The 26484-nt window shown below is 69.2% G+C and carries 28 protein-coding genes; 11 read left to right on the top strand and 17 right to left on the bottom strand.

The features are described 5' to 3' along the window. Positions 1-98 precede the first annotated feature (98 nt). Together ACJQWL_RS11825 and ubiH are read right to left on the bottom strand one after the other, a co-directional pair. Entirely contained in the window at positions 99-1325 is a 1227-nt protein-coding gene (locus ACJQWL_RS11825; protein WP_330968742.1) for an FAD-dependent monooxygenase, read from the bottom strand. Continuing rightward, complete coding sequence (gene ubiH, locus ACJQWL_RS11820; protein ID WP_330968741.1) at positions 1322-2632, bottom strand: 2-octaprenyl-6-methoxyphenyl hydroxylase; 1311 nt, start codon at positions 2630-2632, stop codon at positions 1322-1324. The genes ACJQWL_RS11825 and ubiH overlap by 4 nt, the downstream gene beginning before the upstream one ends. Positions 2633-2677: 45 nt before the next feature. Here ubiH and ACJQWL_RS11815 point away from each other — a divergent pair, with 45 nt between their 5' ends. The 9 genes from ACJQWL_RS11815 (at position 2678) to ACJQWL_RS11775 (ending at position 12005) form a co-directional block, all read left to right on the top strand. Beyond that, complete coding sequence (locus tag ACJQWL_RS11815) at positions 2678-3250, top strand: DUF6580 family putative transport protein (protein WP_330968740.1); 573 nt, start codon at positions 2678-2680, stop codon at positions 3248-3250. 25 nt (positions 3251-3275) lie between these two features. After that, positions 3276-3830 carry a cob(I)yrinic acid a,c-diamide adenosyltransferase gene (locus ACJQWL_RS11810; protein WP_330968739.1) on the top strand — a complete coding sequence of 185 codons (555 nt, stop codon included), beginning with the start codon at positions 3276-3278 and terminating at the stop codon, positions 3828-3830. Then, on the top strand, positions 3827-4756 hold the full coding sequence (locus tag ACJQWL_RS11805) for a histone deacetylase family protein (protein WP_330968738.1): 930 nt from the start codon (positions 3827-3829) through the stop codon (positions 4754-4756). The genes ACJQWL_RS11810 and ACJQWL_RS11805 overlap by 4 nt, the downstream gene beginning before the upstream one ends. 177 nt (positions 4757-4933) lie before the next feature. Then, complete coding sequence (gene lptD / locus ACJQWL_RS11800; RefSeq protein ID WP_330968737.1) at positions 4934-7279, top strand: LPS assembly protein LptD; 2346 nt, start codon at positions 4934-4936, stop codon at positions 7277-7279. Then, the gene (locus ACJQWL_RS11795) at positions 7276-8625 is read left to right on the top strand and encodes a peptidylprolyl isomerase (protein WP_330968736.1); all 1350 of its coding nucleotides are present in this window, start codon (positions 7276-7278) and stop codon (positions 8623-8625) included. The genes lptD and ACJQWL_RS11795 overlap by 4 nt, the downstream gene beginning before the upstream one ends. 1 nt (position 8626) lies before the next feature. After that, positions 8627-9637, top strand: a complete 1011-nt coding sequence (gene pdxA, locus ACJQWL_RS11790; protein WP_330968735.1) for a 4-hydroxythreonine-4-phosphate dehydrogenase PdxA — start codon at positions 8627-8629, stop codon at positions 9635-9637. Between the two features lie 50 nt (positions 9638-9687). Beyond that, positions 9688-10512, top strand: coding sequence for a 16S rRNA (adenine(1518)-N(6)/adenine(1519)-N(6))-dimethyltransferase RsmA (rsmA, locus tag ACJQWL_RS11785; protein ID WP_330968734.1), 825 nt, complete (start codon positions 9688-9690; stop codon positions 10510-10512). A gap of 139 nt (positions 10513-10651) precedes the next feature. Beyond that, positions 10652-11035, top strand: a complete 384-nt coding sequence (gene apaG / locus ACJQWL_RS11780) for a Co2+/Mg2+ efflux facilitator ApaG/CorD (protein ID WP_330968733.1) — start codon at positions 10652-10654, stop codon at positions 11033-11035. Positions 11036-11045: 10 nt separating this feature from the next. Next, positions 11046-12005, top strand: coding sequence for a symmetrical bis(5'-nucleosyl)-tetraphosphatase (locus tag ACJQWL_RS11775; RefSeq protein ID WP_330968732.1), 960 nt, complete (start codon positions 11046-11048; stop codon positions 12003-12005). On the opposite strand, the gene ACJQWL_RS11770 is transcribed toward ACJQWL_RS11775, so the two are convergent. From ACJQWL_RS11770 to nudE, 14 genes are all read right to left on the bottom strand, one after another. Next, positions 11975-12499, bottom strand: coding sequence for a dihydrofolate reductase (locus ACJQWL_RS11770; protein WP_411300917.1), 525 nt, complete (start codon positions 12497-12499; stop codon positions 11975-11977). The genes ACJQWL_RS11775 and ACJQWL_RS11770 overlap by 31 nt on opposite strands. 2 nt (positions 12500-12501) lie before the next feature. Continuing rightward, positions 12502-13296 carry a thymidylate synthase gene (locus tag ACJQWL_RS11765; protein WP_330968731.1) on the bottom strand — a complete coding sequence of 265 codons (795 nt, stop codon included), beginning with the start codon at positions 13294-13296 and terminating at the stop codon, positions 12502-12504. A 1-nt stretch (position 13297) separates the two neighbouring features. Beyond that, a complete protein-coding gene (gene lgt, locus ACJQWL_RS11760; RefSeq protein ID WP_330968730.1) occupies positions 13298-14194 on the bottom strand; it encodes a prolipoprotein diacylglyceryl transferase in 897 nt (298 codons plus the stop codon). Positions 14195-14303: 109 nt separating this feature from the next. Then, positions 14304-14789: a TPM domain-containing protein gene (locus ACJQWL_RS11755; protein ID WP_330968779.1), complete on the bottom strand. Its 486-nt coding sequence runs from the start codon at positions 14787-14789 to the stop codon at positions 14304-14306. A 13-nt stretch (positions 14790-14802) separates the two neighbouring features. Further along, positions 14803-15660, bottom strand: coding sequence for a TPM domain-containing protein (locus ACJQWL_RS11750; RefSeq protein ID WP_330968778.1), 858 nt, complete (start codon positions 15658-15660; stop codon positions 14803-14805). A gap of 66 nt (positions 15661-15726) precedes the next feature. Beyond that, a complete protein-coding gene (locus ACJQWL_RS11745) occupies positions 15727-16347 on the bottom strand; it encodes a LemA family protein (RefSeq protein ID WP_330968729.1) in 621 nt (206 codons plus the stop codon). Between the two features lie 89 nt (positions 16348-16436). Next, positions 16437-17162, bottom strand: a complete 726-nt coding sequence (locus ACJQWL_RS11740) for a TerC family protein (RefSeq protein WP_330968777.1) — start codon at positions 17160-17162, stop codon at positions 16437-16439. 34 nt (positions 17163-17196) lie between these two features. After that, positions 17197-17583, bottom strand: coding sequence for a diacylglycerol kinase (locus ACJQWL_RS11735; RefSeq protein ID WP_330968728.1), 387 nt, complete (start codon positions 17581-17583; stop codon positions 17197-17199). Between the two features lie 196 nt (positions 17584-17779). Beyond that, positions 17780-18808: an isoaspartyl peptidase/L-asparaginase family protein gene (locus tag ACJQWL_RS11730; RefSeq protein ID WP_330968727.1), complete on the bottom strand. Its 1029-nt coding sequence runs from the start codon at positions 18806-18808 to the stop codon at positions 17780-17782. Positions 18809-18919: 111 nt separating this feature from the next. Then, positions 18920-20203 carry a sensor histidine kinase gene (locus ACJQWL_RS11725; protein WP_330968726.1) on the bottom strand — a complete coding sequence of 428 codons (1284 nt, stop codon included), beginning with the start codon at positions 20201-20203 and terminating at the stop codon, positions 18920-18922. Between the two features lie 15 nt (positions 20204-20218). Further along, positions 20219-20929: a response regulator transcription factor gene (locus ACJQWL_RS11720; RefSeq protein ID WP_330968725.1), complete on the bottom strand. Its 711-nt coding sequence runs from the start codon at positions 20927-20929 to the stop codon at positions 20219-20221. A gap of 298 nt (positions 20930-21227) precedes the next feature. After that, a complete protein-coding gene (mazG, locus tag ACJQWL_RS11715) occupies positions 21228-22034 on the bottom strand; it encodes a nucleoside triphosphate pyrophosphohydrolase (RefSeq protein WP_411300916.1) in 807 nt (268 codons plus the stop codon). A gap of 143 nt (positions 22035-22177) precedes the next feature. After that, positions 22178-22993 (bottom strand): 3'(2'),5'-bisphosphate nucleotidase CysQ, encoded by an 816-nt coding sequence (gene cysQ, locus ACJQWL_RS11710; protein WP_330968724.1) that lies wholly within the window; start codon positions 22991-22993, stop codon positions 22178-22180. Next, positions 22990-23538 (bottom strand): ADP compounds hydrolase NudE, encoded by a 549-nt coding sequence (gene nudE, locus ACJQWL_RS11705; protein WP_330968723.1) that lies wholly within the window; start codon positions 23536-23538, stop codon positions 22990-22992. The genes cysQ and nudE overlap by 4 nt, the downstream gene beginning before the upstream one ends. A gap of 80 nt (positions 23539-23618) precedes the next feature. Here nudE and bioA point away from each other — a divergent pair, with 80 nt between their 5' ends. Together bioA and ACJQWL_RS11695 are read left to right on the top strand one after the other, a co-directional pair. Then, a complete protein-coding gene (bioA, locus tag ACJQWL_RS11700) occupies positions 23619-25004 on the top strand; it encodes an adenosylmethionine--8-amino-7-oxononanoate transaminase (protein ID WP_411300915.1) in 1386 nt (461 codons plus the stop codon). Continuing rightward, positions 24995-25735: a 16S rRNA (uracil(1498)-N(3))-methyltransferase gene (locus ACJQWL_RS11695; protein ID WP_330968721.1), complete on the top strand. Its 741-nt coding sequence runs from the start codon at positions 24995-24997 to the stop codon at positions 25733-25735. Before bioA ends, ACJQWL_RS11695 begins: the two co-directional genes overlap by 10 nt. Positions 25736-25909: 174 nt before the next feature. Here ACJQWL_RS11695 and ACJQWL_RS11690 read toward each other — a convergent pair whose 3' ends face one another. Then, positions 25910-26371, bottom strand: a complete 462-nt coding sequence (locus tag ACJQWL_RS11690) for a chemotaxis protein CheW (protein WP_330968776.1) — start codon at positions 26369-26371, stop codon at positions 25910-25912. Between the last annotated feature and the right edge of the window lie 113 nt (positions 26372-26484).

The following is a 26484-nucleotide window of genomic DNA, read 5'->3' as shown; positions in this document are numbered from 1 at the left end:
CTCGGCCCGTGTTGACGCCGGATCGTTGATCCGGATAGCGCCCCGCCTTGTGCGGGGCGCTTTCTCGTGGAGGCGGGGGAAGCCAGCCCCGGCCCGCTTCAGAGTCCGGCGGCGCGCTTCCACAGTGCGTGGGTCACCGGTGCCAGCTGCCCCGCCCAGCCGAGTAAGGTGCCGCGCACCAGGGTCGGCACCACGGCATCGTTCGAGAACAGCCCGTTCAGGCCCTCGAAGGCGTGGGCGGCCACTGCGTTCTCGCTGCGGCGCATGCGCGCCCAGCGCTCGATCCAGCGGACCGACTCCCACCCGCCGCCCCTCGAGCGGACGCCCGCGTACATGTCACGAAGCGCGAATACGTCGCGCAACCCGAGGTTGACACCCTGCCCGGCCAGCGGATGGACCACGTGCGCCGCGTCTCCGGCCAGCACCAGCCGGCCCGACGCGTAGCGTCGCGCCAGCCGGCGGCGCAGCGGGAACGCCGCCCGCTTGGACACCGCACGCAATCGGCCAAGGGGACCATCGAACGCGCGGTCCACTGCATCCAGGAACGCCGCGTCATCCAGGCCCAGCACCCGCTCGGCTTCGGCATCCGGAAGGGTCCAGACGATCGAGCTGCGGCGAGAGTGCGGATGGCCATCGACGAAGGGCAGGAAGGCCAGCGGACCGGTCGGCAGGAAACGCTGCCAGCAGGTCGCCTGGTGGGGATGCTCGCTGTCGACGAACGCCACCACGCCGCGCTGGCGGTACTGGCGGGTATCGGATTGGATGCCGGCGAGCGTTCGCAGATGCGACTCGGCGCCGTCTGCGGCCAGCACCAGCCGCGTGTGCAGCCGTTCGCCCCCTGACAGGTCGATCCAGGCGAGCGCATCGTCCTGCCCGAACGCCTCCACGCGAACGGGTGCCCGGATCTGGACCCCTGCCGCGGGCAGGGCGGACCAGAGACGGTCGACCAGCAGGCCGTGCTCGACGATCCAGCCCAACTCGGGCCGGGCCAGCGCATCGCAATCGAAGCGGAGTACGCCCCCGCCCGCCGCGTCCCAGACCTGCATCGCCCGGTACGGCTGGGCGCGGGTATCGCGTACCGCTGCCCACACCCCCAGGCGATCGAGCGCGGCAGCATTGTCGGGCGCGAAGGCATAGACCCGCAGGTCCGGCTGGCAGGTATCCGCCCCGCCCGGGCCGGAGGCGGCAACGCCCTTCCAGGGCGCGGGTACGTGGGCTTCGACCAGCGCAACGCGGGCACCCTCGCCTGCGAACGCCAGGGCCGCGGCAGCGCCCACCACGCCGCCGCCCACCACCACCACGTCGAAGGGGTCGCGGCGGCTCATCCGGGCCTCCGGCACAACGACGGCACGTGCCCGCGGTAGCCGAGGGCACCGCCCACCAGGCCGGCCTGGAGCGACGGCAAGCGGTCGGCCGAAAACAGGCCCAGGCTCCGCAGCGGGCGCAGCAGCGGCGAGGGATTGGCGCTCACGCGGGCCAGGCCATCCGAGAACCCGAGGGTCGCCGCGCGGTCCTCCAGCCGTCGTGCCTGGTAGGCGTGCAGCAGCTCGGGGTGTCCGGGATCGGCCTCGCCCGTGCCTGCGCGGGCGTCGGCGATCAGGTCGACCAGGGTCATGGCGTCGCGCAGGCCCAGGTTGAACCCCTGCGCACCCAGCGGGTGGATGGCCTGGGCCGCGTTTCCGACCAGCACCGCCCGCTCGCCGACCACCGCGTCGGCGACGGTGCGCGTGGCCGGATACACGCTGCGTGGCCCGCATGCCAGGAAGCGCCCCGCGCGCCAACCGAACGTGGCCTGCGCGCGTGCGAGGAAGGCCGTGTCGTCCATGGACGCCACCGCGCCCGCCTCCTGCGTGGGCACACCCAGCACCAGCCCGTAGTGCCGGTCCCCGCGCGGCAGCAGCGCGGTCGGGCCGCCGGGACCCAGGCGTTCGTAGGCGGTGCCGTCGGGCGGCCTGTCGGCCTGCAGCCGGCATACCACCAGCGCCTGCTGGTAGTCGTGCCGGGCATGCCCGATGCCCAGGGCATGCCGCACCGCGCTGTCGGCGCCGTCGGCACCCACCAGCAGCCGGGCGCGCAGCATGCGCCGCCCGTGCTCATCGGAAACCACCACGTCGCGCAGTACCTCGCCACCTTCCGGTGCTGCCCGCGCCGTCGTTTCGAAACACGCGGGGCGGTAGCGCACCACCGATTCCGCCTGCGCCAGCCGGGCCTCCAGCGCGTGGCCGAAATCACGGGCGACCACGACCTGTCCAAATGCGTCGCGTCCGTATTGCGCCGAGTCCAGCAGCACGCGGCCGAAGTCGCCCTGCCGGGATACATGGATACGGCGGATCGGCCCGCCGGGCGCCTGCAGCTGTTGCATCACCCCCAGCGCGGTCAGCGCATGCACCGAGGCCTCGGCGAAACTCAGGTTGCGCTGGTCGAATACCGGGGGCAGTCCGCCGGGGGCAGTCGCCTCGACCAGCCCCACGTCCACGCCGAGGCGGGCCAGGGCAATGGCCAGGCTGCTACCCACCAGCCCCCCGCCGACAACCAGCACGTCATGCACGGGCGCCTGCTCCGCGCGGGGAGCGTCGCGGGTCGCCGTGACGGGGCTGGACGGCGGCATCGGTGCCGGGGCGGGGCTGGCCATTGCGCTATGCTACCGGGTCCGTCCGCTCGCTCCTTCTACATGCCGATGAATCGTTCCGCCGCCTCGTTGCTGTCCCCCGGTCCGCTGGCGCTCGCCGGCCTGATCGCCCTGGCTGCACTGAGCCGGGTGCTCCCGCATCCGCCGAATTTCTCTCCGGTCGCGGCCGTGGCGCTGTTTGCAGGCGCGTACTTCGCCTCGCGCGCGTGGGCGTTCATCGTGCCATTGGCTGCGCTGGCCCTTTCAGACCTGGTCCTGGCCTCGATGCACGGCGGCCTGTACGCCAACTGGTTCAGCGGCTCTGGCATCTGGCTGGTTTACGGCTGCATCGCGCTGACCACGGCGATGGGCCTTGGCCTGCAAGGCCGCGTCAGTGGCGGGCGGGTACTGGGCTATTCGCTGGCCGGCTCGGTGCTGTTCTTCCTGGTGACCAATTTCGGCGCATGGCTGGGCAGTCCGATGTATCCCAAGACCGTCGGCGGCCTGGGCGCGGCTTACGTGGCCGGCGTCCCGTTCTTCCAATGGACCGTGGCGGGCACGCTGTTCTATTCGGCGTTGCTGTTCGGCGGGTTCGAGTTGCTGCGCCGGCGGCTGCCGGCACTTCGCGCGCAGACCGCCTGACGCCGGCGCGCCGGGACTCGCCCACATGGGTAACCGCCTTTCCAAGATCTACACCCGGACCGGCGACGACGGCACCACCGGGCTGGGCGACGGCCAACGGGTGGACAAGGATTCGGCGCGGGTCGAGGCCTACGGCACGATCGATGAAGCGAACTGCGCCATCGGACTGGTGCTGGCGTCCCCGGTGCCCGACGACGTCCGGGTGCTGCTGACCGCGATCCAGCACCAGTTGTTCGACCTGGGCGGTGAGCTGTGCATCCCGGGGCATGCGGCGATCTTCGGTGCCGATATCGAGCAACTCGAGCAACGCCTGGACGAATTCAACGCGGCCCTGCCGGCGCTCAAGGAATTCATCCTGCCGGGGGGCGGCGAGGCGGCAGCCCGCTGCCACCTCGCGCGCACGCTGGTGCGCCGCGCCGAACGCCGTGCAGTCAGCCTGTCGCGGGTAGAGGACGTGCGGCCGGAGGCGGTGCGCTACCTCAACCGGCTGTCGGACCTGCTGTTCGTCCTGGCCCGGGTGCTGGCACGCGCCAGCGGCCACGGCGAAGTGGTCTGGAACCACGAGCGCCGCCAGGCATGAGCCTGCCGCGGGCCTATACCCATCCGGCCTGCGCCACCCACGATCCCGGTCCCGGCCACGCCGAACGCCCGGCACGACTGGCTGCGGTCACCGATGCCGTGGCTGCCGCATGGCCGATGCTGGAGTGGCATCACGCGCCCGCAGCGACCCGCGGCCAGCTGTCTCGCGTGCATGACGAGGCGTTGATCGCGCTGGTGCTGGACACCCCGTCCGCTGATCGCATCGCTCTGGATCCGGACACGTTCCTGGGCCCGGGATCTGCCGATGCGGCCTTGCGCGCAGCGGGTGCCGGCGTGGCGGCAGTGGATGCGGTCATGGCCGGCCAGGCCCGACGCGCGTTCTGCGCGGTGCGCCCGCCCGGCCACCATGCCACCGGGTCGGTGGCCATGGGCTTCTGCCTGTTCAACAGCATCGCGGTCGCCGCCGCGCACGCGTGCGAGCACCACGGGCTGGAGCGCGTCGCCGTGGTCGACTTCGATGTCCACCACGGCAACGGCACGCAGGACATCTTCGATACCGACCCCCGGGTCCTGTTCCTGAGTTCCCACCAGGCGCCGCTGTACCCGGACTCCGGCTACGCCAGCGAGCGGGGCGTGGGCAATGTGCTCAATGCTCCGTTGCACCCGGGCGCCGGCAGTACCGAGTTCCGGCGCGCGTGGAGCGAAACACTTCTCCCGGCGCTGGATGGCTTCCGTCCGCAGCTGGTGCTGGTCTCGGCGGGATTCGATGGCCACAGTCTGGACCCGCTGGCGCAGTTGCAGCTGGAGGCCGCCGACTACGCCTGGCTGACCGGAGAGCTGGTGGCGATCGCCCTTCGCCATTGCCAGGGGCGCATCGTGTCGATGCTGGAGGGCGGGTACGACCTGCAAGCCCTGGCCGAGTGCAGCGTGGCCCATTTCGGCGCGCTGACGGCTGCCCTGGACTGACCCGGGCGGCCGTGCCTCCTTCGCGATTGCGAGGCCGCGAAGGGCGGGAGCGCAAGCTGCCACGCACCCGCAGTGCTCGACAACATGAACGCCCGGCAGCCCCCCCGGCACCCCGCGTTGCCGGCCTGCGGACGATGGGGCAAGCTTAGCGGCCATTTTTGCCGACCGGACCGACGCGTGCGCAAACCCCTCCGCCTGTTGCCGCTCTCGTTCTGCATCGCGCTGGCGTTGCCGGCCCACGCCCAGGACGAAAGCGAGGACTGGGGCCTGTGCCGCGTCACCGATGTCGTGCCGGCGTTCGACGATGCCCCCACGGCCGCCGCAGGCGCCGGTACGCCCGAAGCGCGTGCACAGGCGCCCACCGACATCGAGGGTGGCAGCCTGGCCCGGGCCTCGGACGATGAGAACATCGTCGTCCAGGACAACGTCCGGTTGAGCCGCGGCGACCAGTTCCTGGGCACCGACTCGCTCCTGTACAACGCCGACACTGGCCGCTATACCGCCGAGGGCAGCATCCGCTACCAGGACGCGGGGATGCGGATCGTGGCCGAACGCGCCGAAGGCGACCAGAACGCGGACACCCACCGGATCGAGAACCTGCAGTACCAGCTGACCGATCGTCGAGGTCACGGCGGGGCCGACCGGATTGAATTGCGCGGCCGTTACGGCTCGCTGGTGGGCTCGACCTACACCACGTGCGACCCGTCCGAACCCGGCTGGCAGTTGCGAGCCGGCCGGATCGATATCGACACCGAGGAAGGCATGGGCGTGGCCCGCAATGCCACCTTGAGGATCGGCAAGGTGCCGGTGCTGTACGTGCCCTGGTTCATGTTCCCCGTCGACGACCGGCGCCGGACCGGCCTGTTGTATCCCTCCATCTCGCTGTCGGGCCGGAACGGCTTCGACTACAAGCAGCCCATCTACCTCAACCTGGCGCCCAACTACGACGCCACCCTCACCCCCCGCCTGATGTCCGACCGCGGGGTGCAGCTGGGCGGGGAGTTCCGTTGGCTGTATCCCGAAGGCGGCGGCACCCTGTCGGGCGAGTGGATGCCTGACGATCGCCTGCCCGAACGCGAACCGGACCGCTATCTCCGCTCGATGGGTGAGTTGCCCGACGAACGCGGGCTGTTCCGCATGACCGCCAACCACGACCTCAACCGGGCCTGGTACGCGCGCGCCAACCTGGGCTGGGTCAGCGACCCGCACTATCTCGAGGACTTCAGCAACAGCCTCTATGCGGTGTCGCGCTACACGATCACGAGCACGGCGGGGCTGTTCGGGCGTGGCCGCTACTGGGACGCCGGCCTCATGGCGGACCACCAGCAACTGGCCGACTACACGCTGACCGAGCGCCAGTTGCGCTACGACCGCCTGCCCCGTGCCTACGTCAACTGGTCGCAGCCGTTCGGCCGCTGGTTCCAGGCGGGGCTCAATGCCGAAGCGGTGCGCTTCCAGCATTCGGTACGCGACGAGGGCAGCCGGCTGGACATCAAGCCCTATCTGGCAATGCCTTTGGAGGGCGCGAGCTGGTTCCTGACGCCCAAGGTGGCCTGGCGCTATACGGCCTACCAGCTGGACGATGACCTGGCCGCCCGCCTGGGCAACGATGCGCCGACCCGTAGCCTGCCCATCACCTCGGTGGATGCCGGGCTGTTCTTCGACCGCGAAACGACCGTCCTGGGCAAGCGCTACCTGCAGACCCTTGAACCGCGCATGTTCTACCTGAACGCGCCGTACCGCGACCAGACCGGGCTGCCGCTTTTCGACACGCGCCCGATGACCTTCAGCTGGGGCCAGCTGTTCCGGGACAACCGCTACACCGGCCCGGACCGGCAGATCGATGCCAACCAGCTGACCACCGCGGTGACCACCCGCTTCATCAGCGAAGCCGACGGGCGCGAACGCCTGTCGGCCAGCCTTGGCCAGATCCAGTACTTCAACGACAGCCGCGTGGTGGTGCCCGGCGAAAGCCCCGTCGAGCGGGGCCGGTCGGCATGGGTGGCGGACGTGGGCTTTTCCCCCACCGATCGCTGGACCATCAACGCCGCCTACCAGTGGGACCCCAAGTTCCGCCGGGAGGACCTGGCCAGCATCCGCGCGCGCTACCTGGTCGGCGACTACGGCGTGGTCAACCTGGGCTACCGCTACCGCCGCGACCTGGTGGAGCAGGTCGACTTCTCGTTCCTGTATCCGATCAACCGGAACTGGAGCCTGGTGGGCCGCTACTACTACTCGCTGGAAGAAAACAAGCTGCTGGAGTCCATTGCCGGCATCCAGTGGGAAAGCTGCTGCCTGGCGGCCCGGCTGGTGGCCCGCCGCTACATCCGCGACCGTGACGGCGACCTTGACGATTCCCTCCGCCTGGAGATCGAACTCAAGGGCCTGGGCTCGGCCGGCCAGAAGACGGAGGGCGTTCTGCGGCGTGCTATTCTCGGCTACGACCGCGACGACCTCTACCTCGTACCGCCGTCCTCCCTGCCGACCGGCAACGTCGAACACACCCCCGACCCGATCCTATGAAGACACTCCTCGCGTGCGTCCTCGCCGCGACGCTCACCGCGTCGCCCGTCCTGCTTCCCTCCATTGCCCGGGCCCAGTCCGTGCAGCCGATCGAAGGCATCGCCGCGGTGGTCGACGAGGACGTCGTACTGCGCAGCGAACTCGATCGCGCCATGGCCAACGTCCTGTCGCAGTACGCCGGGCGCGAAGACCAGCTGCCGCCGCGCGAGATACTCGAGCGGCAGGTGATCGAGCGGCTGGTCCTGGTGAAGCTGCAGGTGGCGCGGGCCAACGCCACCGGCGTGCGCATAAACGACCAGGAAGTCGACCAGGCAGTGTCCGCTCTGGCGGCGCAGAACGGCATGACGGTCGAGCAACTGGCACAGCAGGTAGCGCGCGACGGCAGCTCCTTCGCGGAGTTCCGCAGCTCTATCCGGGATGAATTGACGATCCAGCGCCTGCGACAGCGGTTCGCCCAGAGCCGCGTTTCGGTGAGCGAGGCGGAGATCGACGCTGCAATGCAGGCCCAGCAGGGTGCGGGCGAGCAGTACCGCCTGGCACACATCCTGGTCGCGGTGCCTGAAGCGGCCACGCCCGAACAGCTGCAGATCGCGCAGCAGAAGATCGAAGGCGTGAAGAGCCTTCTTGACCGGGGTGAGATGGACTTCGCCGCGGCGGCTGTCCGTTATTCCGACAGCCCCAACGCCCTGGAGGGCGGTGACCTGGGCTGGCGCAACCTGGACGAGATCCCCACCGCGTTCGCGCAACTGGTGCGCGGCTTGCAGCCCGGGGGTGTAAGCGCCCCCCTGCGCGGCCCAAGCGGGTACCAGTTGCTGCAACTGGTCGAGGTCCGTGACGCCAGCCAGGCCGGTCCGAACCTGGTGACCCAGTACCGCGCCGGCCACATCCTGGTCCGCGTGGGCAACGGCGTGGACGAGGCGGAAGCCAAGGCCGCCGCCGACACATTGCGTGCCCGGATCGCCGGCGGCGCGGACTTCGCCGAGGTGGCCCGCGAAAGCTCCCAGGACGCCAGCTCCCAAGCGCGCGGGGGTGACCTGGGCTGGTTCACCGCAGACCAGTTCGGGCCCGAGTTCGGCAGCGCCGTGGCGGCACTGGCCGACGGCGAGGTTTCCCAGCCGCTGCGCACCGAGGCCGGCTGGCACATCATCCGTCGCGACGAGAGCCGCCAGGCCGACGTCGGCAACAGCGACCTTCGCGTCCAGGTGAGCGAGACCATCGGCCGCCGCAAGCTGGAAGACGAGTGGAACCGCTTCCTCCGGGAGATGCGTGGCGAAGCCTTCGTCGACGTTCGCGTCGGCCCGGCAGCCGAAACGCAGGAGAGCCAGGCGCCCGCCACGGGCGGCTGACGTGGTATCCGGCCCGCTGCCCCGGCTCGCGCTGGTCCCCGGCGAGCCTGCCGGCGTCGGTCCCGAGCTCTGCGTGCGGCTCGCGCAGCGAGTACGCGATTACACCCTGACCGCTTTTGCCGACGCCAATGCATTGCGTGAGGCGGCCGCACGACTCGGGCTTCCGCTGGAACTGGTGGCCCCCCGCTCCGCCGGCGCCGGCAGCCGCCCCGGCACGCTGGCCTTCATCGACACCCCGCACGCGCACCCTGCCCAGCCCGGCGTGCCCGATCCGGCCAACGCGGCCAGCGTGGTTCTTGCACTCCACGCCGCCGCCGATGCCTGCCAACGGGGCGAAATGGACGGCATGGTCACCGGCCCGGTGCACAAGGCCACCATCAACCTCGGTGGCATCGCCTACACCGGCACCACCGAGCTGCTGGCCGATCATTCCGCCTGCGACGTGGTGATGATGCTGGCCAATGCCACCGCGCGGGTCGCGCTGGCCACGACCCACCTGCCCCTGCGCGAGGTCGCCGACGCCATTGCCGATGCGCCGCTCGAGCGGACACTGCGGATCCTCCACCGCGCCCTGCAGCGTGACTTCGGCTTGCCTGCCCCGACCATCGCGGTGCTGGGACTGAACCCCCATGCGGGCGAAGCCGGTCACCTGGGCAGCGAAGAGGCAGACGTGATCGAGCCGGTGCTGGACCGCCTGCGGGCGACCGGCATGGCGCTGGTCGGGCCGCTGCCGGCCGACACCGCGTTCCTTCCTGCCAAGCTGCGTGGCTTCGCGGCCGTCCTGGCCATGTACCACGACCAGGGCCTGCCGGTGCTGAAGTTCAGCGGGTTCGAGGAAGCGGTCAACGTCACCCTCGGGCTGCCCTACCCGCGCGTGGCGGTGGACCATGGCACCGCGCTCGACCTGGCCGGTCGCGGCACCGCCGACCCGTCCAGCCTGTACGCCGCCGCCGACACCTGCGCGCGTATCGTCCATGCCCGGGCCGCCTTCGACCGCGCCGCCGCCGGCTGACGCGCACACGCGGCCGCGCCCCACCCGACTCCGCCCAGGCCCCACATCCGATGCCCGCCAGCCACTTCACCGAACCGGCCAAGAAACACCTCGGCCAGCACTTCCTGCACGAGCGCACCTACGTGGACCGCATCGTCCAGGCGGTGGGCCCACCGGTCGACGTCGCCTCCGGTGAGCGCTTGGTCGAGATCGGGCCGGGCCAGGGCGCCATCACCTTCCCGCTGCTCGATCGCCATGGCGCGCTGACGGTCATCGAGTTCGACCGCGACCTGATCTCGCCGCTGACCGAGGCGGCCCGCGCCCACGGGGAACTGACGGTCATCCACCGCGACGTGCTGAAGGTCGACTTCACCGCGCTGGCCGAAGGCGTTCGCCAGCGCCTGCGCCTGGTCGGAAACCTGCCCTACAACCTGTCCTCGCCGATCCTGTTCCACGTACTGGAACATGCGCCGGTCGTGCGTGACATGGTCTTCATGCTGCAGAAGGAGGTGGTCGACCGGATGGCCGCGCCGCCCGGCAGCAAGGTGTATGGGCGATTGAGCGTGATGCTGCAGGCCTACTGCCGGGTCGAAGCGCTGTTCACCGTGCCGCCGGGTGCGTTCCGCCCACCGCCGAAGGTGGACTCCGCCGTGGTGAGGCTGGTTCCGCTCGACACCACCGAGATAGGCATTGGCCATCCGGACACGTTCGCGCGCGTGGTGCGCGATGCATTCGGCCAGCGCCGCAAGACGATGCGCAATGCACTTTCCCGGGTGTGCGACGCCGATGCGATCAGTGCCGCCGGCATCAGTCCCACGCTTCGCGCCGAGCAGGTGCCGGTGGCCGACTTCGTGCGGCTCGCCAATTCACTCGCCGGGGGCGCGGACATTCGCTGACCCGGGGCGGTTGGATCCGGCGCTGATGCTTTCCGCTCCACGCATGCACTTGATGCGCGGACATTCCGACCATCGATCACCGATGCACACGGCGGTTTCATGCCCAATGCACCGCCGGGCCACGTAAACTTCGCGTCCTATGGAGCCCCGCCCCACTTACGCTGTCGACGTCGAAGTCGAAACCCGGTTCCTGGACGAGCAGTCCGCGCCCGACCAGGACCGCTACGTATTCGCCTATACGATCCACATCCACAACCGTGGCTGCGTCCCCGCGCAACTGCTGCGGCGGCACTGGCGCATCACCGACGCCAACGGGAAGGTGCAGGAGGTGCGTGGCGAAGGCGTGGTCGGCGAGCAACCGCACCTGGATCCTGGGGAGGGTTTCGAATACACCTCCGGTGCGGTACTGGAGACCGACCTGGGCACCATGGAGGGCAGTTATGCGATGGTCGCCGACGACGGCACCCGCTTCGAGGTTCCGATCCCGGCGTTCACGCTGAGCGTGCCTCGGACCCTGCACTGATGGCGCGGCCATGAGCGTCTGGGCCATCGGCGACCTGCAGGGCTGCTACGACGTCACCCGCAGGTTGCTGGACGCCATCGCATTCGATCCGGCGCGTGACACGCTGTGGTTCTGCGGTGACCTCGTCAACCGCGGCGGGCAGTCGCTGGAAACGCTGCGACTGGTGCATTCACTGCGGGAGAACGCCGTGGTGGTACTCGGCAACCACGACCTGTCGCTGCTTGCCATCGGCGAGCGCCGCGAAGAAGAGCAGCGCAAGGTCAACCCCGACCTGCAGCGGGTGGTCATGGCCGGGGACCGGGACGAACTGCTGGGATGGCTTCGCCGGCAGAAGCTGGTGCATGTCGACCGCGAACTCGGCTGGATGATGCTGCATGCGGGCATGTTGCCGTCCTGGACAACGCAGCAGGCCGAAAAACTGGCGCGCGAGGTGGAGGAGAAACTGCACGGTGACCAGCCCTCGCGCCTGCTCAAGCACATGTACGGCGACCAGCCGGCGTGGCATCCCCGCCTTGGAGGCATGGACCGCCACCGGGCGATCATCAATGCGTTCACCCGGCTCCGGTACTGCTCGCCGCGCGGGCGTATCGCGTTCGAGGAAAAGGGCGAACCCGGGACCCAGTCCGCCGGCCTGTACCCCTGGTACGAAACACCCGGGCGCGTGGCGCGCGACCTCAAAATCGTGTGCGGTCACTGGTCGACGCTGGGCCTGTTCATCGGCCATGGCGTCCATGCGATCGACACGGGCGCCGTGTGGGGAGGGCGCCTGACGGCGCTGCAGCTCGACACGGATGAGTTGCGCGTGGTGCAGGTGGCCGGGCGCGACGTGCCGGCCACCCCGCCCCGACCGCGTGCCGGCAACAAGGCCGCTGGCAACCAACGCAATGGCCAGCGGTCGGGACGCCGCGGCGGCAAGCCCGGGCGCCCGGACGCACGGCCTCAGTCTCCGCCGCCAGCCAGCGACGCGTAGTCGACGAACTCGAACGCGAATTCATGCCGTGCGTCCGCCGCATGTGCTTCGCGGTGGGTGACGCGCCAGCGGGTCGCATCAAACGGCGGGAAAAATGCGTCCGCGCCTTCAACCTGCGTATCGACGTAGGTGAGGCGCAGGCGGTGCGCAGCTGGCAGCGTCAGCGCGTACACCTCGCCGCCCCCGATGACGCACAGTTCCGGCGCGCGCAGCCCACGCGCGAGCTCCCGCGCTTCCTCCAGTGACGCCACCGGCTGCATGCCCGGGAACGGCACCACGCCCGAGCGCGTCAGCACCAGGTTGCTGCGGCCGGGCAAGGCCCGTCCCAGCGATTCGGCGGTACGCCGCCCCATCAGCACGGGCTTGCCCAGCGTGAGCGCCTTGAACCGCTTCAGGTCGTCGGGCAGGCGCCACGGCAGCTCGTTGTCGCGGCCGATCGCGCCGTTTCGATCAAGTGCCGCGACCAGCACCAGCGCCGGCAGCGGCGCGGACACGCTCACACCGCGACCGGCGCCTTGATCGCCGGATGCGGGTCGTAGCCCTCGATGGCGATGTCATCGAAACCGAACGCGAACAGGTCGCTGACGCCCGGGTTCAATCGCAGCCTCGGCAATGGACGCGGTGACCGCGACAGCTGCTCGCGTGCCTGATCGAGGTGGTTGGAGTACAGGTGCGCATCGCCCAGCGTGTGCACGAAGTCACCCACCCCCAGCCCGCAGGCCTGCGCGACCATGTGGGTCAACAGGGCGTAACTGGCGATGTTGAACGGCACCCCCAGGAAGATGTCACCGCTGCGTTGGTACAACTGGCAACTCAGCTTCCCGTCCGCCACGTAGAACTGGAACAGCGTGTGGCAGGGCATCAGCGCCATGTGCGGCAGGTCGGCGACATTCCACGCGGAAACGATCAGCCGGCGCGAGTCCGGGTTGCGCTTGATTTCCTCCACCACCCAACGGACCTGGTCGATCTCGACGCCATCGGAACCAGCCCAGCGGCGCCACTGCTTGCCATAGACCGGACCCAGCTCGCCATCGGCGTCTGCCCACTCGTCCCAGATCGAGACCTTGTTCTCGCGCAGGTAGGCGACGTTGGTGCCGCCCTGCAGGAACCACAGCAGCTCGTGGATGATCGAACGCAGGTGCAGCTTCTTGGTGGTAACCAGCGGGAAGCCGTCTTCCAGGTTGAATCGCATCTGCCAGCCGAACACCGAGCGGGTGCCGGTGCCGGTGCGGTCAGCCTTGTCGCACCCTTGCTCAAGGACGTGGCGCAGCAGGTCGAGGTAGGCGTGCATGTCAGGTCCGGGCCAGTGGCGCGGACGAGCCGGCTGGCGCCGGCAGCAGGGTCGGCGAACGCCTGGAAAGCCAAAGCAGGAACAGGCCGATCGCGATCAGCGGCAGGCTCAGCACCTGGCCCATGGTCAGCCAGCCGAACGCGAGGTATCCGAGCTGGGCATCCGGCACGCGCACGAACTCCACCAGCAAACGGAAGCAGCCGTAGAGAAGGGCGAACAGACCGGAAACCGCATAGCGTGGCCGCGGCTTGCGGGAGTACCACCAGAGCACGACGAACATCACCAACCCCTCCAGAAGAGCCTGGTAGAGCTGCGAGGGATGTCGGGCGTAGGCATCGAGGGCGCCCGACGCGTGCAGTTCCCTCAGGCGGTCCATCGATGCGCCGGCGTACTCATCCATCGGCGCGCCCGGGAAGATGACCCCCCAACCCGCATCCGTCGTCTTGCCCCACAACTCGCCACCGACATAGTTGCCCAGGCGACCGAAGCCGAGACCTGGAGGCACCAGCGGCGCGACGAAGTCCATCACGTCGAAGAAGTGCAGGCGGTGTTTCCGCGCCCACCACAGCGCTGCGGCCATGACCCCGACAAGCCCGCCGTGGAAGCTCATGCCGCCTTCCCAGATCCGCAGCAGCATCAGCGGGTCGTCGCGCAGGGCATCGAATGCATAGAAGAACACGTAGCCCAGCCGCCCCCCGAGGACGACGCCGAGCATGGCGTAGAACAGGAGGTCGCCGTAGGCCTGTTCGTCCACGCCGGGCAAGCGGCCCTCACGCACGCGACGGCGACCCAGCCACCACGCCAGGCCGAAGCCGAGCAGGTACATGACGCCATACCAGTGGACCTGGAGCGGGCCCAGGTCCAGGGCAATGGGGTCGATCTGGTGGAGGATGGTCATGCGGCCTCGGGCTGTGGGGGATGCCCGCTATTGTGCCCGAGCCCGACGGGCTGGACGGCCGATCCATTCGGCGCGCACGTTGTTGGCGTCCCGCGGAATGCCTCCGGGCTCACAGCACCCGGGGCCGGTTGCACAACTCGTCTCCGCGCCCGGTCTCGCCGGGCGGGAAATGCGGTGCAATCAACGCGGCCATCGCATCGATCCCCGCGACGATCGCATCCCCCGGGCCCCCGTCGCGCAGGCCGTGCTCGATGCGTTCACAGGCCACGCGCCATTGTGCGGCGTCCACGCGCCCGTCGAAGCCGCGATCGGCGACGATCTCGATGCGGTGGTCGGCGACGAGCAGGTAGAGCAGCACGCCGTTGTTGCCCGCCGTGTCCCACACGCCCAGCCGGGCGAATACTTCGCGCGCACGTTCGCGTACCGACTGGCCGTCCCACAGTGCGCTGGCCGGCAGGCCCGCTTCGACGGCGAAGCAGAGCTCGGCATCGTGGAGTCGCTCGGAATCCTCGATCGCGCGCGTGATGCGCCCCATCGCGGCCGCATCCAGCCAACCCTCGACCGAAGGCGCGAAAACGTGGCGCAGCCAGCGCATCAACCCGCCCATGTCACCAACTCCCCGACGCACCGCCGCCCCCGCTCATGCCGCCACCGCCCGACCAGCCGCCGCCGCCGAATCCACCCCCGCCGCCGCCCCAGTGGCCGCCGCCGAACCCCCCCCAGGTGCCGGCATGGCCATGGCCACCCCGTGCGAACCGCCCGCCCGAACTGGCGGACAACCCCAGTACCAGGCCAATGAAGCCACCGATGACACCGATCGCCGCCGAGGCCAGCATCCAGGCCGCTCCGCCGGCCGCCAAACCGCCTGCCAGCGCCCGGAAAGGACGGGGCGCGCGCCCCAGGATCGCCCGCACGAACTGCCCGACCATGACCGCGGCGAACAGCGCGAAGATCCAGTTGCCCCCACCACCTGCGCCGCGATCGCGGGCAGTGCCAGCCATCCGGGGCGGCAGCGGCTCCCCGTCGACCAGCCCGACCAGCACCCCGGTCGCCTGCTCGATGCCCCCGGCATAGTCCCCTTCGCGGAATCGCGGCACCAGGTATTCCTGCACCACGCGCGAAGCCGTCGCATCCGGGATGGGGCCCTCCAGCCCGTAGCCGACTTCGATGCGCACGCGGCGGTCGTCCTTGGCAACCAGCAGCAGCACCCCATCGTCCACGCCTTCGCGGCCCAGCCGCCACTGGTCGAACACGCGCACCGCGTACTGGGCGATGTCCTCCGGCTGCGTGGTGGGTACCACCAGCACCTGCAGCTGGCTGCCCTTCCTGCGATGCAGGTCCACTGCCTGCGCCTCGAGCCGCGCCCGGGCCGCCGCATCCAGGGTGGCCGTGGTGTCCACCACCGGCGAATCCAGCGCCGGGATCGCTGCCAGCTCCTGGGCCGGCAGCGCCGTCACCATCAGCATCAGCGCGCAGGCGGCAAGCCCGGCCAACCGGTTGCGCTGCCGAATGGGCCAGGCCGCCACCGGCGGTCAGCCAGCCGCGGGGGCGGGCGACTCGAAATCGACCGTTGGCGGCTCGGCAAGCTGAGCCTCGTTCTCGACGGAGAAATTGGGCTTGGTCGAATAGCCGAAGATCTTGGCCGTCAGGTTCTGCGGGAACGAACGGATGTAGGTGTTGTAATCCTGCACCGCCTGGATGTAGCGCTGGCGCTCGACGGTGATCCGGTTCTCGGTGCCTTCCAGCTGTGCCTGCAGCTGCAGGAAGTTCTGGTTTGCCTTGAGTTGCGGATAGTTTTCGGCCACCAGCAGCAACCGGCCGATCGCGCTTTGCAGCTCGCCCTGCGCCTGCTGGAACTGCTCCAGCGAGGCGGGGTCGTCGGTATTGACGTTGACGCCGCCCACGCGCGAGCGCGCCTCGGTGACCGCAATGAACACCTCGCGCTCATGGCTGGCGTAGCCGCGGACGCTGGCGACCAGGTTGGGTACCAGGTCGGCGCGGCGCTTGTAGACGTTCAGTACCTGGGACCAGGCCGCGTTCACCGCCTCGTCCTTCTGCTGGATCGTGTTGTAGCCGCAGCCCGAAAGAAGCAGCGCTGCCAGGGCCAGGATGCCCGCACGGAGTGCGGTGCGACGCAGGACGGTCGGGAACATGGGGTGGCTCCAGTGCGGGCGATGGCGCATTCCATCATCGCCCGCCGGCCACGCGCAATGGTCGCGGCGTGACGATGCCAGCGCGAGCGTCAGCTCTCCAGCACGCGGCGGCGGCTGTTGCGACGCGACCACAGGTTGAGGATCTCGACCAGCGCCGAGAAACCCATCGCGCCGTAGATGTAGCCCCGTGGGATATGCAGGTCCAGCCCGTCGGCCACCAGGTACACGCCGATCAGCACGATGAAGGCCAATGCCAGCATCTTGATCGTCGGGTTGCGATCGATGAACTTGCCCAGCGGGGTGGCGGCAAGCAGCATCACCGCGACCGCCAGCAGGATCGCCACGACCATGATCCAGGTCTGGTTGGCCAGGCCGACCGCGGCGATGACCGAATCCAGCGAGAACACGATGTCGATCACCGCAATCTGCGCGATCACCATCCAGAACGAGGCCAGCGGCTTGGTGTGGACGTCCTCGGACTCGTGCTCGCCGACGATCGCGTCGCGGATCTCCATCACGCCCTTCACCACCAGGAACGCGCCACCCAGCACCAGCACAAGGTCACGCACGGAGATGCCCAGCCCGAACACGGTGAACAGGTCATCCGTCAACCCGGCCAGCCACGCCAGCGTCAGCAGCAGCGCGATGCGGGAGATGCACGCCACCGCGATGCCGAACTTCCGCGCCACCTCGCGCTGGTGCACCGGCAGCTTGCTGACCGCGATCGAGATGAAGACCAGGTTGTCGATGCCCAGCACGATCTCGATCGCGCTCAGCGTGAGGAGGGTGATCCAGACCTGCGGATCGGCAAGCATTTCAAGCACGGATTGGGTTCCCTGGTTACGTGTTTTACGGTGACAACCAACGCGGGACGAGGATCACGCCCCAGGTCAGCGCCACGTTGAGCATCAGCACGAAGACCGCTGCCGACCCCATGTCCTTGGCGCGCCCGGCCAACTCGTGGAATTCCGCGCCGTAGCGCTCGATCACGGCCTCGATCGACGAGTTCAGCAACTCGATGCTCATCACCAGCAGCATCGAACCGATCAGCAGCACCCGCTCCACCGGTGTTTCGCCCAGCCACCATCCAAGGGGCGCGAGGACCACGAACAGGTAGACCTCCAGCCGGAACGACGATTCGTGGAGCCACGCTGCGCCCAGGCCCTGCATCGACCAGGTGGCGGCCTTGAGGATGCGCCCTGGCCGGCGCGGGAGGTGCCCGCGTTCGTCGGCCATCTCAGGCGCGGCCATTGGCCGCGGCGGTGCGGCTGGCTTTGGTACAGGGCCAGCTGGGGTGCACATTCATTCTCGACATGGGATGCCTGCAGGCGGAGGCGAGGCCGTCCCGGCCAGGCGCAAGGGCGCGATTTTGCCACATCCACCCGGGCCTGGCCCGGTGCCATGAACCCGGGCAGGTTGACGCAGGGACGGTTTACTCGGCGTCTTCGTGGATTGCCGTGCCGCGGCGCCCGTCCGGATGGATCCAGCCACGGAACATGCTGCCGCTGTTGAAGGGCATGGCGATGTTGCCGTCCACGTCCAGGGCGATGGCCCCCCCATCGCCGCCCGCTTCGGGCACGATCCGGTTGACAACCGCGTCGGCGGCCTGGGCGAGGCTGTCGCCACGGTAGGCCACGCGCGCGCAAATGTCATGGGCCACCGCGTTGCGTATATAGAACTCGCCCCAGCCGGTCCCGGATACCCCACAGCGGGCATCCGCCCAGGTCCCGGCACCGATCACCGGCACGTCGCCGACCCGGCCCCACTTCTTGTTGGTCATGCCGCCCGTGCTGGTGGCCGCGGCGATGTGGCCGTGGACATCCAGGGCGACGGCCCCCACCGTGCCGAAGTACGCATCCGATGCCTCGCCAAGCACCGCCTTTCGCTGCGCCTGTTCAAGCGCCCGGAGGCGACCGTCCGTGTCGAACCAGCTGTTGGGCACGCGGGCGATGTCGGGGCGGGTATCGGCGAAGCCCTCCGCACCCTGTCCGGCCAGGAACACATGCGGGGTGTGTTCCATCACGGCCCGGGCCAGGCGGACCGGGTTGCGGACCGTGGTCAACCCCGCCACGGCGCCCGCACGCCGGGTATGTCCCGACATGACCGCGGCATCCAGATCATGACCACCCTCGGCGTTGAACACCGCGCCCTTGCCCGCGTTGAAGCGCGGTGACTCCTCCAGCACGACCACCGCCGCCTCCACAGCGTCCAGGGCGGTGCCGCCGTCGGCCAGGATCGCGTGGCCGGCGTCCAGCGCCCGGTTAAGCGTGGCGTGCACGTCCCGGACGTCGGCATCACTCAGTGCGTCCTTGGGCACGAAACCGGCCCCGCCGTGTATTACCAGCGCCGTGCGCGTCGTTCGCGGGGCCTGCGCGTCGGAGTCGGATCCCGGCGCCGCGGCATGGGCATGGGCAGGGGTGGTCATGGCAACGAGGGCGAGCAGCAACGGCAAGGGACGCATGGCGGGCACCGGATCGGAGTCCGGGCGAGCATAGCGCCGTCGTGGCCAGGCCGTTGGAGGGCAGCCTGGGTGCGCGGGATGCGTACCACGGCGACCGGAGGTTTGCCGCGGCTATGGGCCGCCGGCAGGAAAATGGATGCGGGCAACCGTGCCTGTCCCCACCGCACTTTCGAGCGTAACCGGCCACCCGAACCGCTCACCCAGCCGGTGCACGATGGACAGCCCCATGCCCTTGCCTTCCTCGCGGGAAAAGTCGTGGCGGTAGAACGGCTTGAAGGCATTCCGCAGCGCCTCCTCGCCCATTCCGATCCCGGTGTCGCCGATCTCGATGCCGTCGGACGACATGCGCACCTGGATCCGTCCCCGGTCGGTGAAACGGGTGGCATTGCTCAGCAGGTTGCCGACCATCACGTTGAGGACCCGGGGCGGTGCCACCAGGCGTGGCGCACCTTCGTCCACCACCTCCAGTTCGACCGGCTTGCCAACCAGCATCGGGCGAATGCGCTCGACCTCGTCATGGACGATTTCGGCCACGTCGAACGCCTCGCTCTGCAGCGCCACGTCGGCCTCGCGGGCGAGGATCAGGAAGGCGTCGATCACCGCCTCCATGTCGCGGCCGGCGCGCTGGACCCGCAACAGGCTGCGCTGCGCACGGGACGAGGTCTCCGGGTCCGACAGCAACAGGTCGGTGGCAACGCGAATTACCGTCAGTGGCGTGCGCAGTTCGTGGCTGGCATCGCGGGTGAAGTCGCGTTCGCGCGTGACGAAGTCCCCGACCCGGTCAGCCAGCCCGGACAGCGCCCTGGACAGCTGCATGACCTCAAGCCCCGAGTCGGGCGGAAGGTTGGCGGGCGCGATGACATGCGCGTCCGTCGAGCGGGGGTCCCAGTCGCGCACGACCCCTGCCAACCAGCTGACGGGTGCGACCAGTCGCTTGGAAATTCGATAGGTGCGCCAGGAGATCAGGTAGGTTGCGAGCAGCGAGAGCAGCAGCGACACCAGGCCGGTAAAGACGATGGCGCGGTCTACCAGCGCAGACGCGAACGTCAGGTAGAAGCGGCCCTCGGCCCTATCGTCAACGTAAACCATGCGTTCCTGGTCGGGGAACGGATGCAGCCCCGGCCCCAGCGACCGCAGGACGGGCGGGAGGTCGGGACTCGGGGCTCCGGGCCGGTCGACGTAACCGGCCAGCGACGACGTCAACGGAAGGGGGTAGTCGGGATCGCTGCCCACCCCCGCCCAGTACTGGTCGACTTCGCGCTGCATGCGCTCGGTCAACACCGCTTCGCGCACGACGAAACCTGCCAGCAGGATTCCCAGCGAGATCAGGATGCTGCCGATCGCCGCCTGCGTGATGAACGCAAGCTTGATCTTCCGGGGAAGCCCGTTTGACATGGTCGAACCGCTACATCAATCCGGCGGCTGCGAGATATCGGCGACCCGGTACCCGGCGCTCTGCACGGTGTGCAGCAATTGCTTGTCGAACGGCTTGTCGATTGTCTTGCGCAGGTTGTACAGGTGACTGCGCAACGTGTCCGAATCGGGCAGGCCGTTGCCCCAGATTTCGCGTTCGATCTCCTGCCGGCTGACCACGCGCGGTGATTCGCGCATCAGGATGGTCAAAAGCCGCAGGCCGATCGGTGAGAGCTGCAATTCGCTCCCTCCGCGGGTCACGCGGAGGCTGGCCGGATCAAGGACCAGGTCGGCCACCTTCAGCACCTCGCCACCCACCTGCCGACGCTCGCGCCGGATCAGTGCACGCAGCCGCGCTTCCAGTTCCTGGATCGCAAACGGCTTGACCAGGTAGTCGTCCGCGCCGACCGACAGGCCCGTCAGCTTCTCGTCCAACGTGTCGCGCGCGGTCAGCATCAGCACCGGCGTGGATTTGCGTGCCTCCTCGCGCAGGCGCTTGCAGACTTCGATGCCGTCCAGCCTGGGCAGCATGAGGTCAAGCACGATCACGTCGTAGCTGTTCTCCGCCGCAAGGCGATACCCGTCCAGGCCGTCGGCGGCGTAGTCCACCTCGAAGCCGCGGCTCTCGAGGTATTCGCCCACCATCTCTGAAATATTGCGGTTGTCCTCAACGATGAGGACCAAGCCCCCGTCCCGCGAACCTTGCATACACGAGTCTCCCTTCCTTCAGTTTTGTGAAGGCTGCCGTCTTGCCGGTCGAGGCGCCGTGAAGAGGGACGGAATAGGGGCTCATGCCGACAGGCGATTCAGCCCACGTTGGCGTTTCAAGCGGATGTTGGGCGGCTGCAGAAGGGCGGGCGGCCAACCGGGACAAGGGTTGGCGTGAACTGGTGGACGGCTTCTTGTTGGGGGAAGCGCGCTCAGTCCAGACAAGCTTCATACCGGCGTCCCCGGCAGCTCTGCACGCTTCATGAAGTGCCTTGCGCGCCAACGGCATTCGCGAGCGCTATTCGTCCGTCTTGACCCGTTTCCAGTATCGCTGCTGCTCACCGAGAGGGAGCGCGGCCAGTGGCGTGCCGTCGGCGAGTGCCAGACGCTCCATTTCCCGGAAGCGACGTTCGAACTTCGCGTTGGCACGACGCAACGCGGTGCCGACCTCAACGCCGGCGTGGCGCGCCAGGTTGCCCGCCACGAACAATACGTCGCCGATCTCGTCGACCAGCCGATCGTGTGCGGACAGGTCACCATCGGCGACGGCGTCCAGTTCGACCCGCACCTCCGCAAGTTCCTCACCCAGCTTTTCCAGCACGGGACCGGCGTCCGGCCATTGGAATCCGCTACGCGCTGCGCGCGCCTGCAGCTTTGCCGCGCGTTGCCACTCCGGGAGGCCGCGCGGGATGCCGGCAAGCGCGGACGCATCATCCTGCCCGGCGTCCACCCGCTCCCGACGCTTGTGCTCGTCCCACGCGGCAGATTGCTCCGTCGCGTCCGCGACCGCCTCCCCGGCGAAGACATGCGGATGCCGGCGCACCATCTTGCCGCTTATCGCCGCAACCACGTCACCAAACGCGAACGCCCCCGCTTCCTCGGCCATCCGCGCGTGGAACACGACCTGCAACAACAGGTCGCCGAGTTCGTCACGAAGGTCGTCCATGTCGTTGCGATCGATCGCATCGGCCACCTCGTACGCCTCTTCGATGGTGTACGGCGCGATGGAGGCGAAATCCTGCTGCACGTCCCAGGGACACCCGCTCACAGGGTCTCGCAGGCGGGCCATGATCTCGGTGAGGCGCTGGATGTCGGTGCGGGGCATGGAGGGGCTCGAGGTTGGATCGTGTCTCGCGCGCACGGACGTGGCACGGCGTCGAGTACTGGAGATCCCGCGCGTGGGTGGACCCAGGTCGTTCGCAACGCGGGACCCGTGCGTGCCGCGCTGCAAGGCGCGTGGATGGTGGCTCAGGCGCCTGCCCAGTCCCGCCACGGCAGCGTGGTGTCGCCCAGTGCCACGAACTCGTTGTTGAGGATCGATTCGCGCTGGTTGTAGCGGAACGGCCGACCGTGGAGGTCCAGGACCGCGCCTCCCGCACCTTCCAGCACCGCCTGTGCGGCGGCGGTATCCCATTCGCTGGTCGGGCCGAAACGTGGGTACACATCGATCCCTCCATCGGCCACCGCGCAGAACTTCAACGACGAGCCCAGCCCGACCGGCTCGACCTCACCCATGCGCGAAATGAACCGTTCCGTCCGCTCGTCCCGGTGAGAGCGGCTGGCAGCCACGCGTAGCGGAGAGCTGGCGGGTGCGCGGGTGCGGATCGCGCGCTCGGTGCCGTCTCTTTCCCGGCGGGAAGCCCCCCAGCGGGCGCCGCCATGCCAGAGGACGCCGGTCACCGGGGCGAGCACCACGCCGAACGTGCTGACGCCGTCTTCGACCAGAGCGATGTTGACCGTGAACTCCCCGTTGCGCTTGACGAATTCGCGGGTACCGTCGAGCGGATCAACGATCCACAGCCTGCGCCACCCCCGCCGCTGGGATGAGGTGATTCCGGTCGACTCTTCCGACAGGACCGGCACCTCGGGGGTCAACGCCCCAAGGCCGCTCACGATGCAGCGGTGCGAAGCCAGGTCGGCGGCAGTGAGCGGCGATGTGTCGTCCTTGCGGACCACGTCGAAGTCGCTTCCATAGACCTCCAGGATCGCGGCGGCGGCGGCTTGGGCGATCTCGATGGCGCCATCGCGGATGTCAGGGGTCAGGATCGAATCGTTGTCGGTCATGTGTTCTCGCGGAGCCACTCACGGGCAATGAAAAGGGCGGCGATGCTGCGGCCTTCGGAAAAATCCTCGCGCAGGATCAACTGGTGGAGGTCGGCGAGCTTCCAGGGCACCGGCTCGAGGGGCTCGGGTTCGTCGCCCACCAGCTGCTCGGGATAGAGGTCACGGGCCACCACCAGCTGTGCCTCATGGCTCATGTAGGTGGGGGCCAAGGTCAATGCGCGCAGGTGGTCGAGCCGGCGCGCGCCATAGCCAGCTTCTTCCTTGAGCTCGCGATCGGCCGCTTCCAGCGCGGTTTCACCGGCGTCGATGCGGCCCTTCACCAGGCCCAGTTCGTAGCGGTGGACGCCCGCGGCATACTCGCGCACCAACAGCACGGTGGCGGCATCGATCATCGGCACCACCACCACCGCGCCATGCCCGCGCCCGTGCAGCCGCTGGAACTGCCGGCGCTCGCCGTTGCTGAACTCAAGGTCCAGGTTCTCCAGTCGATACGGCCCGGCGTCGTGCTCGGTGATGCCATGGATGGTGGGCAGCGGACGACTCACCGCGTGCCTCCATGCAGGAGGCAGGATGGGCGCAGAGGGGCGATAATCACCGGATGCGAACCAAGACAGACGATGCCGGGATGCTAGCAGAGCCCGGCGACGCGGCGTCGCACTGGCGCGACCGCGACCTGGCCGTGCTGTGGCACCCGTGCACCCAGATGCGCGAGCACCCCGACACCATGCCGCTGCTGCCGGTGGCCCGCGGCGAGGGGGCCTTCCTTGTAGGCCACGATGGCCGCCGCTACCTGGACGCGATCTCCAGTTGGTGGACCAATCTGTTCGGCCACGCCGAGCCACGCATCGCCGAGGCGATCTCGCGCCAGGCGCGCACCCTGGAACACGTGATCCTGGCCGGCTGCTCGCACATGCCGGCGGTCGAGTTGGCCGAACGCCTTCTCCAGTTGGCGCCCCGGCAGCCCGGTCGCCCGCCCTTGGCCAAGGTGTTCTACGCCGACAACGGCTCGGCCGGCGTCGAGGTGGCACTCAAGATGGCGTTCCATTGGTTCCGCAACCGCGGCGACACCGGGCGCACCCGCTTCATCGCGCTTGAGGGCGGTTACCACGGCGAGACGCTGGGGGCGCTCGCCGTCGGCGACATCCCGCTGTACCGGCGGGTCTACGCACCGCTGCTGGCCGAGGCGGTTTTCGTGCCCTCGCCCGACGCGTGGAACGCGCGAGAGGGCGAGTCCGACGAGGCCTGCGCGTTGCGGGCCGCCGATGCGCTGGCCGCCGTGCTGGAGCAGCATGCCGGCGAGGTATGCGCGATGATCCTGGAGCCCCGCGTGCAGTGCGCCGGCGGTATGCGGATGCACCACCCGGCGTACCTCGCGCGCGCCCGTGCGTTGTGCGATGCGCACGGCGTGTTCCTGATTGCCGACGAGATCGCTGTCGGCTTCGGCCGCACCGGCACGATGTTCGCCTGCGAGCAGGCCGGGATCACCCCGGACCTGATGTGCCTGTCCAAGGGTCTGACCGGCGGCTCGCTTCCGCTGGCGGCGGTGCTTGCCACGCAAGCGCTCTACGACGGGTTCCTCGACGACTCGCGAGAGCGCGCATTCCTGCATTCCCACAGCTACACCGGCAACCCGCTGGCCTGCGCCGCGGCGATAGCCACCCTCGATATCTTCGATTCCGACGGGGTGCTGGAGCGCAACCAGGCCCTGGCAGCGCACATGGGCGAGTTGGCCCTGGGTGTCGCTGGCCACCGGCATGTGGCCCAGCTGCGGCAAGCCGGCATGATCGTGGCATTCGACCTGGCCCGCGACGGCGACCGGGACGCGCCTTTCGAATCCGACCTGCGTATCGGCTTGGGCGCATACCGCGCGGCGCTCGCGCGGGGCGTGCTGCTGCGGCCGCTGGGCGACACCCTCTACTGGATGCCGCCGTACTGCGTCGACGAGGCGACACTGGACCAGCTCGCGCAGGTCACTGCCGAAGCCATCGCGGAGGCCACCGCATGCGCGTGACCCGCGTCCACGTCGACCTGGCACTCATTGATGGCGACGAGGTGACACTGCCCGAAGCCGCGCGGGCGCACCTGGCGCGGGTGCTGCGCCTGCGCGAGGGGGACGCATGCGTCCTGTTCAATGGCGACGGTCGCGACTGGCCGGCCCGCATCACCTCCGTTGGCAAGCGGGAGGTGCGGGTGCGGCTGGGGCGGCCGGTGGCCGTTGACCGCGAGTCCCCGCTCTCGATCACGGTGGTCCAGGGCGTTGCCCGCGGCGAGAAGATGGACCTGGTGCTGCAGAAGGCGACCGAACTGGGCGTCAGCGGAATCGTCCCGGTGTTCTCCGAGCGCAGCGAGGTCAAGCTGGACGACGCACGCACGGCCAAGCGGCTGGCGCATTGGCGCAGCGTCGTCGGGTCGGCCTGCGAGCAGAGTGGACGGGGCCGTGTACCGGCGGTGAGCGCGCCAAGCGACCTCGCCGCAGGCCTGGCCAACCTTGAGCCGGGAGGGATGCGGCTGCTGCTGGACCCGGACGGTCCGCTGTCGTTCGGAGGCATGGAAGCCCCGGACGACCGTGCATTCGTGCTGGCCGTCGGCCCGGAAGGCGGCTGGTCCCCCCGCGACCGGGCGCAGCTGGCCGCTGCGGGTTTTTGCGGTGTCCGCCTGGGACCCCGCATCCTGCGCACCGAAACTGCTGCCCTTGCGGCTGTTTCAGCCCTCCAGGCGCGCTTCGGGGACCTGTCCGGCTAGCGAGCCGGACACCCTACACGCCCCCCACCCGGCAGGTTGCGTGGACGAGGCAACCGCCACTTGGCGTTGATCGCAGTGGCGTTCCGATCGATTTAATCCTGGCCGCTGCGCGACTGCGGCGGACGCAAGACCGTCAACAATCGGAAAACGCGTAGGCAGGTCCCCGCACCTGTGTCAGGCCGCCTGGGCCAGCGCGTCGGCCACCAGGCCTTCCACGGCCTCCAGGTCGGGGATCAGGGCCTCGTCGTCGTTCAAGCGCACGCGTGCCTGTATCCCGGCCGGTAGCGCGCCGCCCCCATCGGCGTCCTCGCTGACGCTCTCACGCGACACCGTCACCAGGCGTGGGAAGCCCTGGGTCACGACGGCGAAGTACGGAGTCTTGGCATTGCCCGCCAGGGCCTTGAGCACCACGACCTTGCTGCCCAGCCCGACCTGCTCCTGGCCCAGGCCCGCCAGGCGCGAGAACGCCACCAACGGGACCTGCCAACCGCGCCAGCGCGTCAGGCCGAGAAGCCAGTCCGGAACGGCCGCCAACGGCTCGGGTTCTGCATACGACAGCACCTCGGCAATGGTGGCGTTGGGCAACAGCAGCCGCGCGCCCACGACCTGGATCAGCACGCCTCGGATATCGCCGATCGGCGCTTCGTCGGCGGGCGCGGAGACCCTCGCCGGAGGCGCGGTCGCGGCCTGGCCTGCCGGTTCCTGGCCAGGCCCCTGCCCATTTGGCTGCCCGGAGGAAGGCGCGTGCT

This window comes from Novilysobacter viscosus (assembly GCF_046600715.1).
In the GTDB taxonomy this organism is placed as follows: Bacteria; Pseudomonadota; Gammaproteobacteria; order Xanthomonadales; family Xanthomonadaceae; genus Lysobacter_C; species Lysobacter_C viscosus.
Note: the sequence above shows the minus strand (reverse complement) of the source record. Positions and strands in the feature narration are given on the sequence as shown.

Bases quoted from the DNA above. Each gene is read 5' to 3' on its own strand.
- apaG (WP_330968733.1), top strand. From the start codon at position 10,652: ATGGAGCCCCGCCCCACTTACGCTGTCGACGTCGAAGTCGAAACCCGG.
- ACJQWL_RS11730 (WP_330968727.1), bottom strand. From the start codon at position 18,808: ATGCGTCCCTTGCCGTTGCTGCTCGCCCTCGTTGCCATGACCACCCCT.
- ACJQWL_RS11825 (WP_330968742.1), bottom strand. From the start codon at position 1,325: ATGAGCCGCCGCGACCCCTTCGACGTGGTGGTGGTGGGCGGCGGCGTG.
- ACJQWL_RS11725 (WP_330968726.1), bottom strand. From the start codon at position 20,203: ATGTCAAACGGGCTTCCCCGGAAGATCAAGCTTGCGTTCATCACGCAG.
- ACJQWL_RS11695 (WP_330968721.1), top strand. From the start codon at position 24,995: ATGCGCGTGACCCGCGTCCACGTCGACCTGGCACTCATTGATGGCGAC.
- ACJQWL_RS11775 (WP_330968732.1), top strand. From the start codon at position 11,046: ATGAGCGTCTGGGCCATCGGCGACCTGCAGGGCTGCTACGACGTCACC.
- bioA (WP_411300915.1), top strand. From the start codon at position 23,619: ATGCTAGCAGAGCCCGGCGACGCGGCGTCGCACTGGCGCGACCGCGAC.
- ACJQWL_RS11815 (WP_330968740.1), top strand. From the start codon at position 2,678: ATGAATCGTTCCGCCGCCTCGTTGCTGTCCCCCGGTCCGCTGGCGCTC.
- ACJQWL_RS11740 (WP_330968777.1), bottom strand. From the start codon at position 17,162: ATGCTTGCCGATCCGCAGGTCTGGATCACCCTCCTCACGCTGAGCGCG.
- ACJQWL_RS11745 (WP_330968729.1), bottom strand. From the start codon at position 16,347: ATGTTCCCGACCGTCCTGCGTCGCACCGCACTCCGTGCGGGCATCCTG.
- ACJQWL_RS11805 (WP_330968738.1), top strand. From the start codon at position 3,827: ATGAGCCTGCCGCGGGCCTATACCCATCCGGCCTGCGCCACCCACGAT.
- ubiH (WP_330968741.1), bottom strand. From the start codon at position 2,632: ATGGCCAGCCCCGCCCCGGCACCGATGCCGCCGTCCAGCCCCGTCACG.
- cysQ (WP_330968724.1), bottom strand. From the start codon at position 22,993: ATGACCGACAACGATTCGATCCTGACCCCTGACATCCGCGATGGCGCC.
- ACJQWL_RS11755 (WP_330968779.1), bottom strand. From the start codon at position 14,789: ATGCGCTGGCTGCGCCACGTTTTCGCGCCTTCGGTCGAGGGTTGGCTG.
- ACJQWL_RS11735 (WP_330968728.1), bottom strand. From the start codon at position 17,583: ATGGCCGACGAACGCGGGCACCTCCCGCGCCGGCCAGGGCGCATCCTC.
- ACJQWL_RS11765 (WP_330968731.1), bottom strand. From the start codon at position 13,296: ATGCACGCCTACCTCGACCTGCTGCGCCACGTCCTTGAGCAAGGGTGC.
- mazG (WP_411300916.1), bottom strand. From the start codon at position 22,034: ATGCCCCGCACCGACATCCAGCGCCTCACCGAGATCATGGCCCGCCTG.
- rsmA (WP_330968734.1), top strand. From the start codon at position 9,688: ATGCCCGCCAGCCACTTCACCGAACCGGCCAAGAAACACCTCGGCCAG.
- lgt (WP_330968730.1), bottom strand. From the start codon at position 14,194: ATGACCATCCTCCACCAGATCGACCCCATTGCCCTGGACCTGGGCCCG.
- ACJQWL_RS11720 (WP_330968725.1), bottom strand. From the start codon at position 20,929: ATGCAAGGTTCGCGGGACGGGGGCTTGGTCCTCATCGTTGAGGACAAC.
- ACJQWL_RS11750 (WP_330968778.1), bottom strand. From the start codon at position 15,660: ATGCTGATGGTGACGGCGCTGCCGGCCCAGGAGCTGGCAGCGATCCCG.
- ACJQWL_RS11795 (WP_330968736.1), top strand. From the start codon at position 7,276: ATGAAGACACTCCTCGCGTGCGTCCTCGCCGCGACGCTCACCGCGTCG.
- ACJQWL_RS11810 (WP_330968739.1), top strand. From the start codon at position 3,276: ATGGGTAACCGCCTTTCCAAGATCTACACCCGGACCGGCGACGACGGC.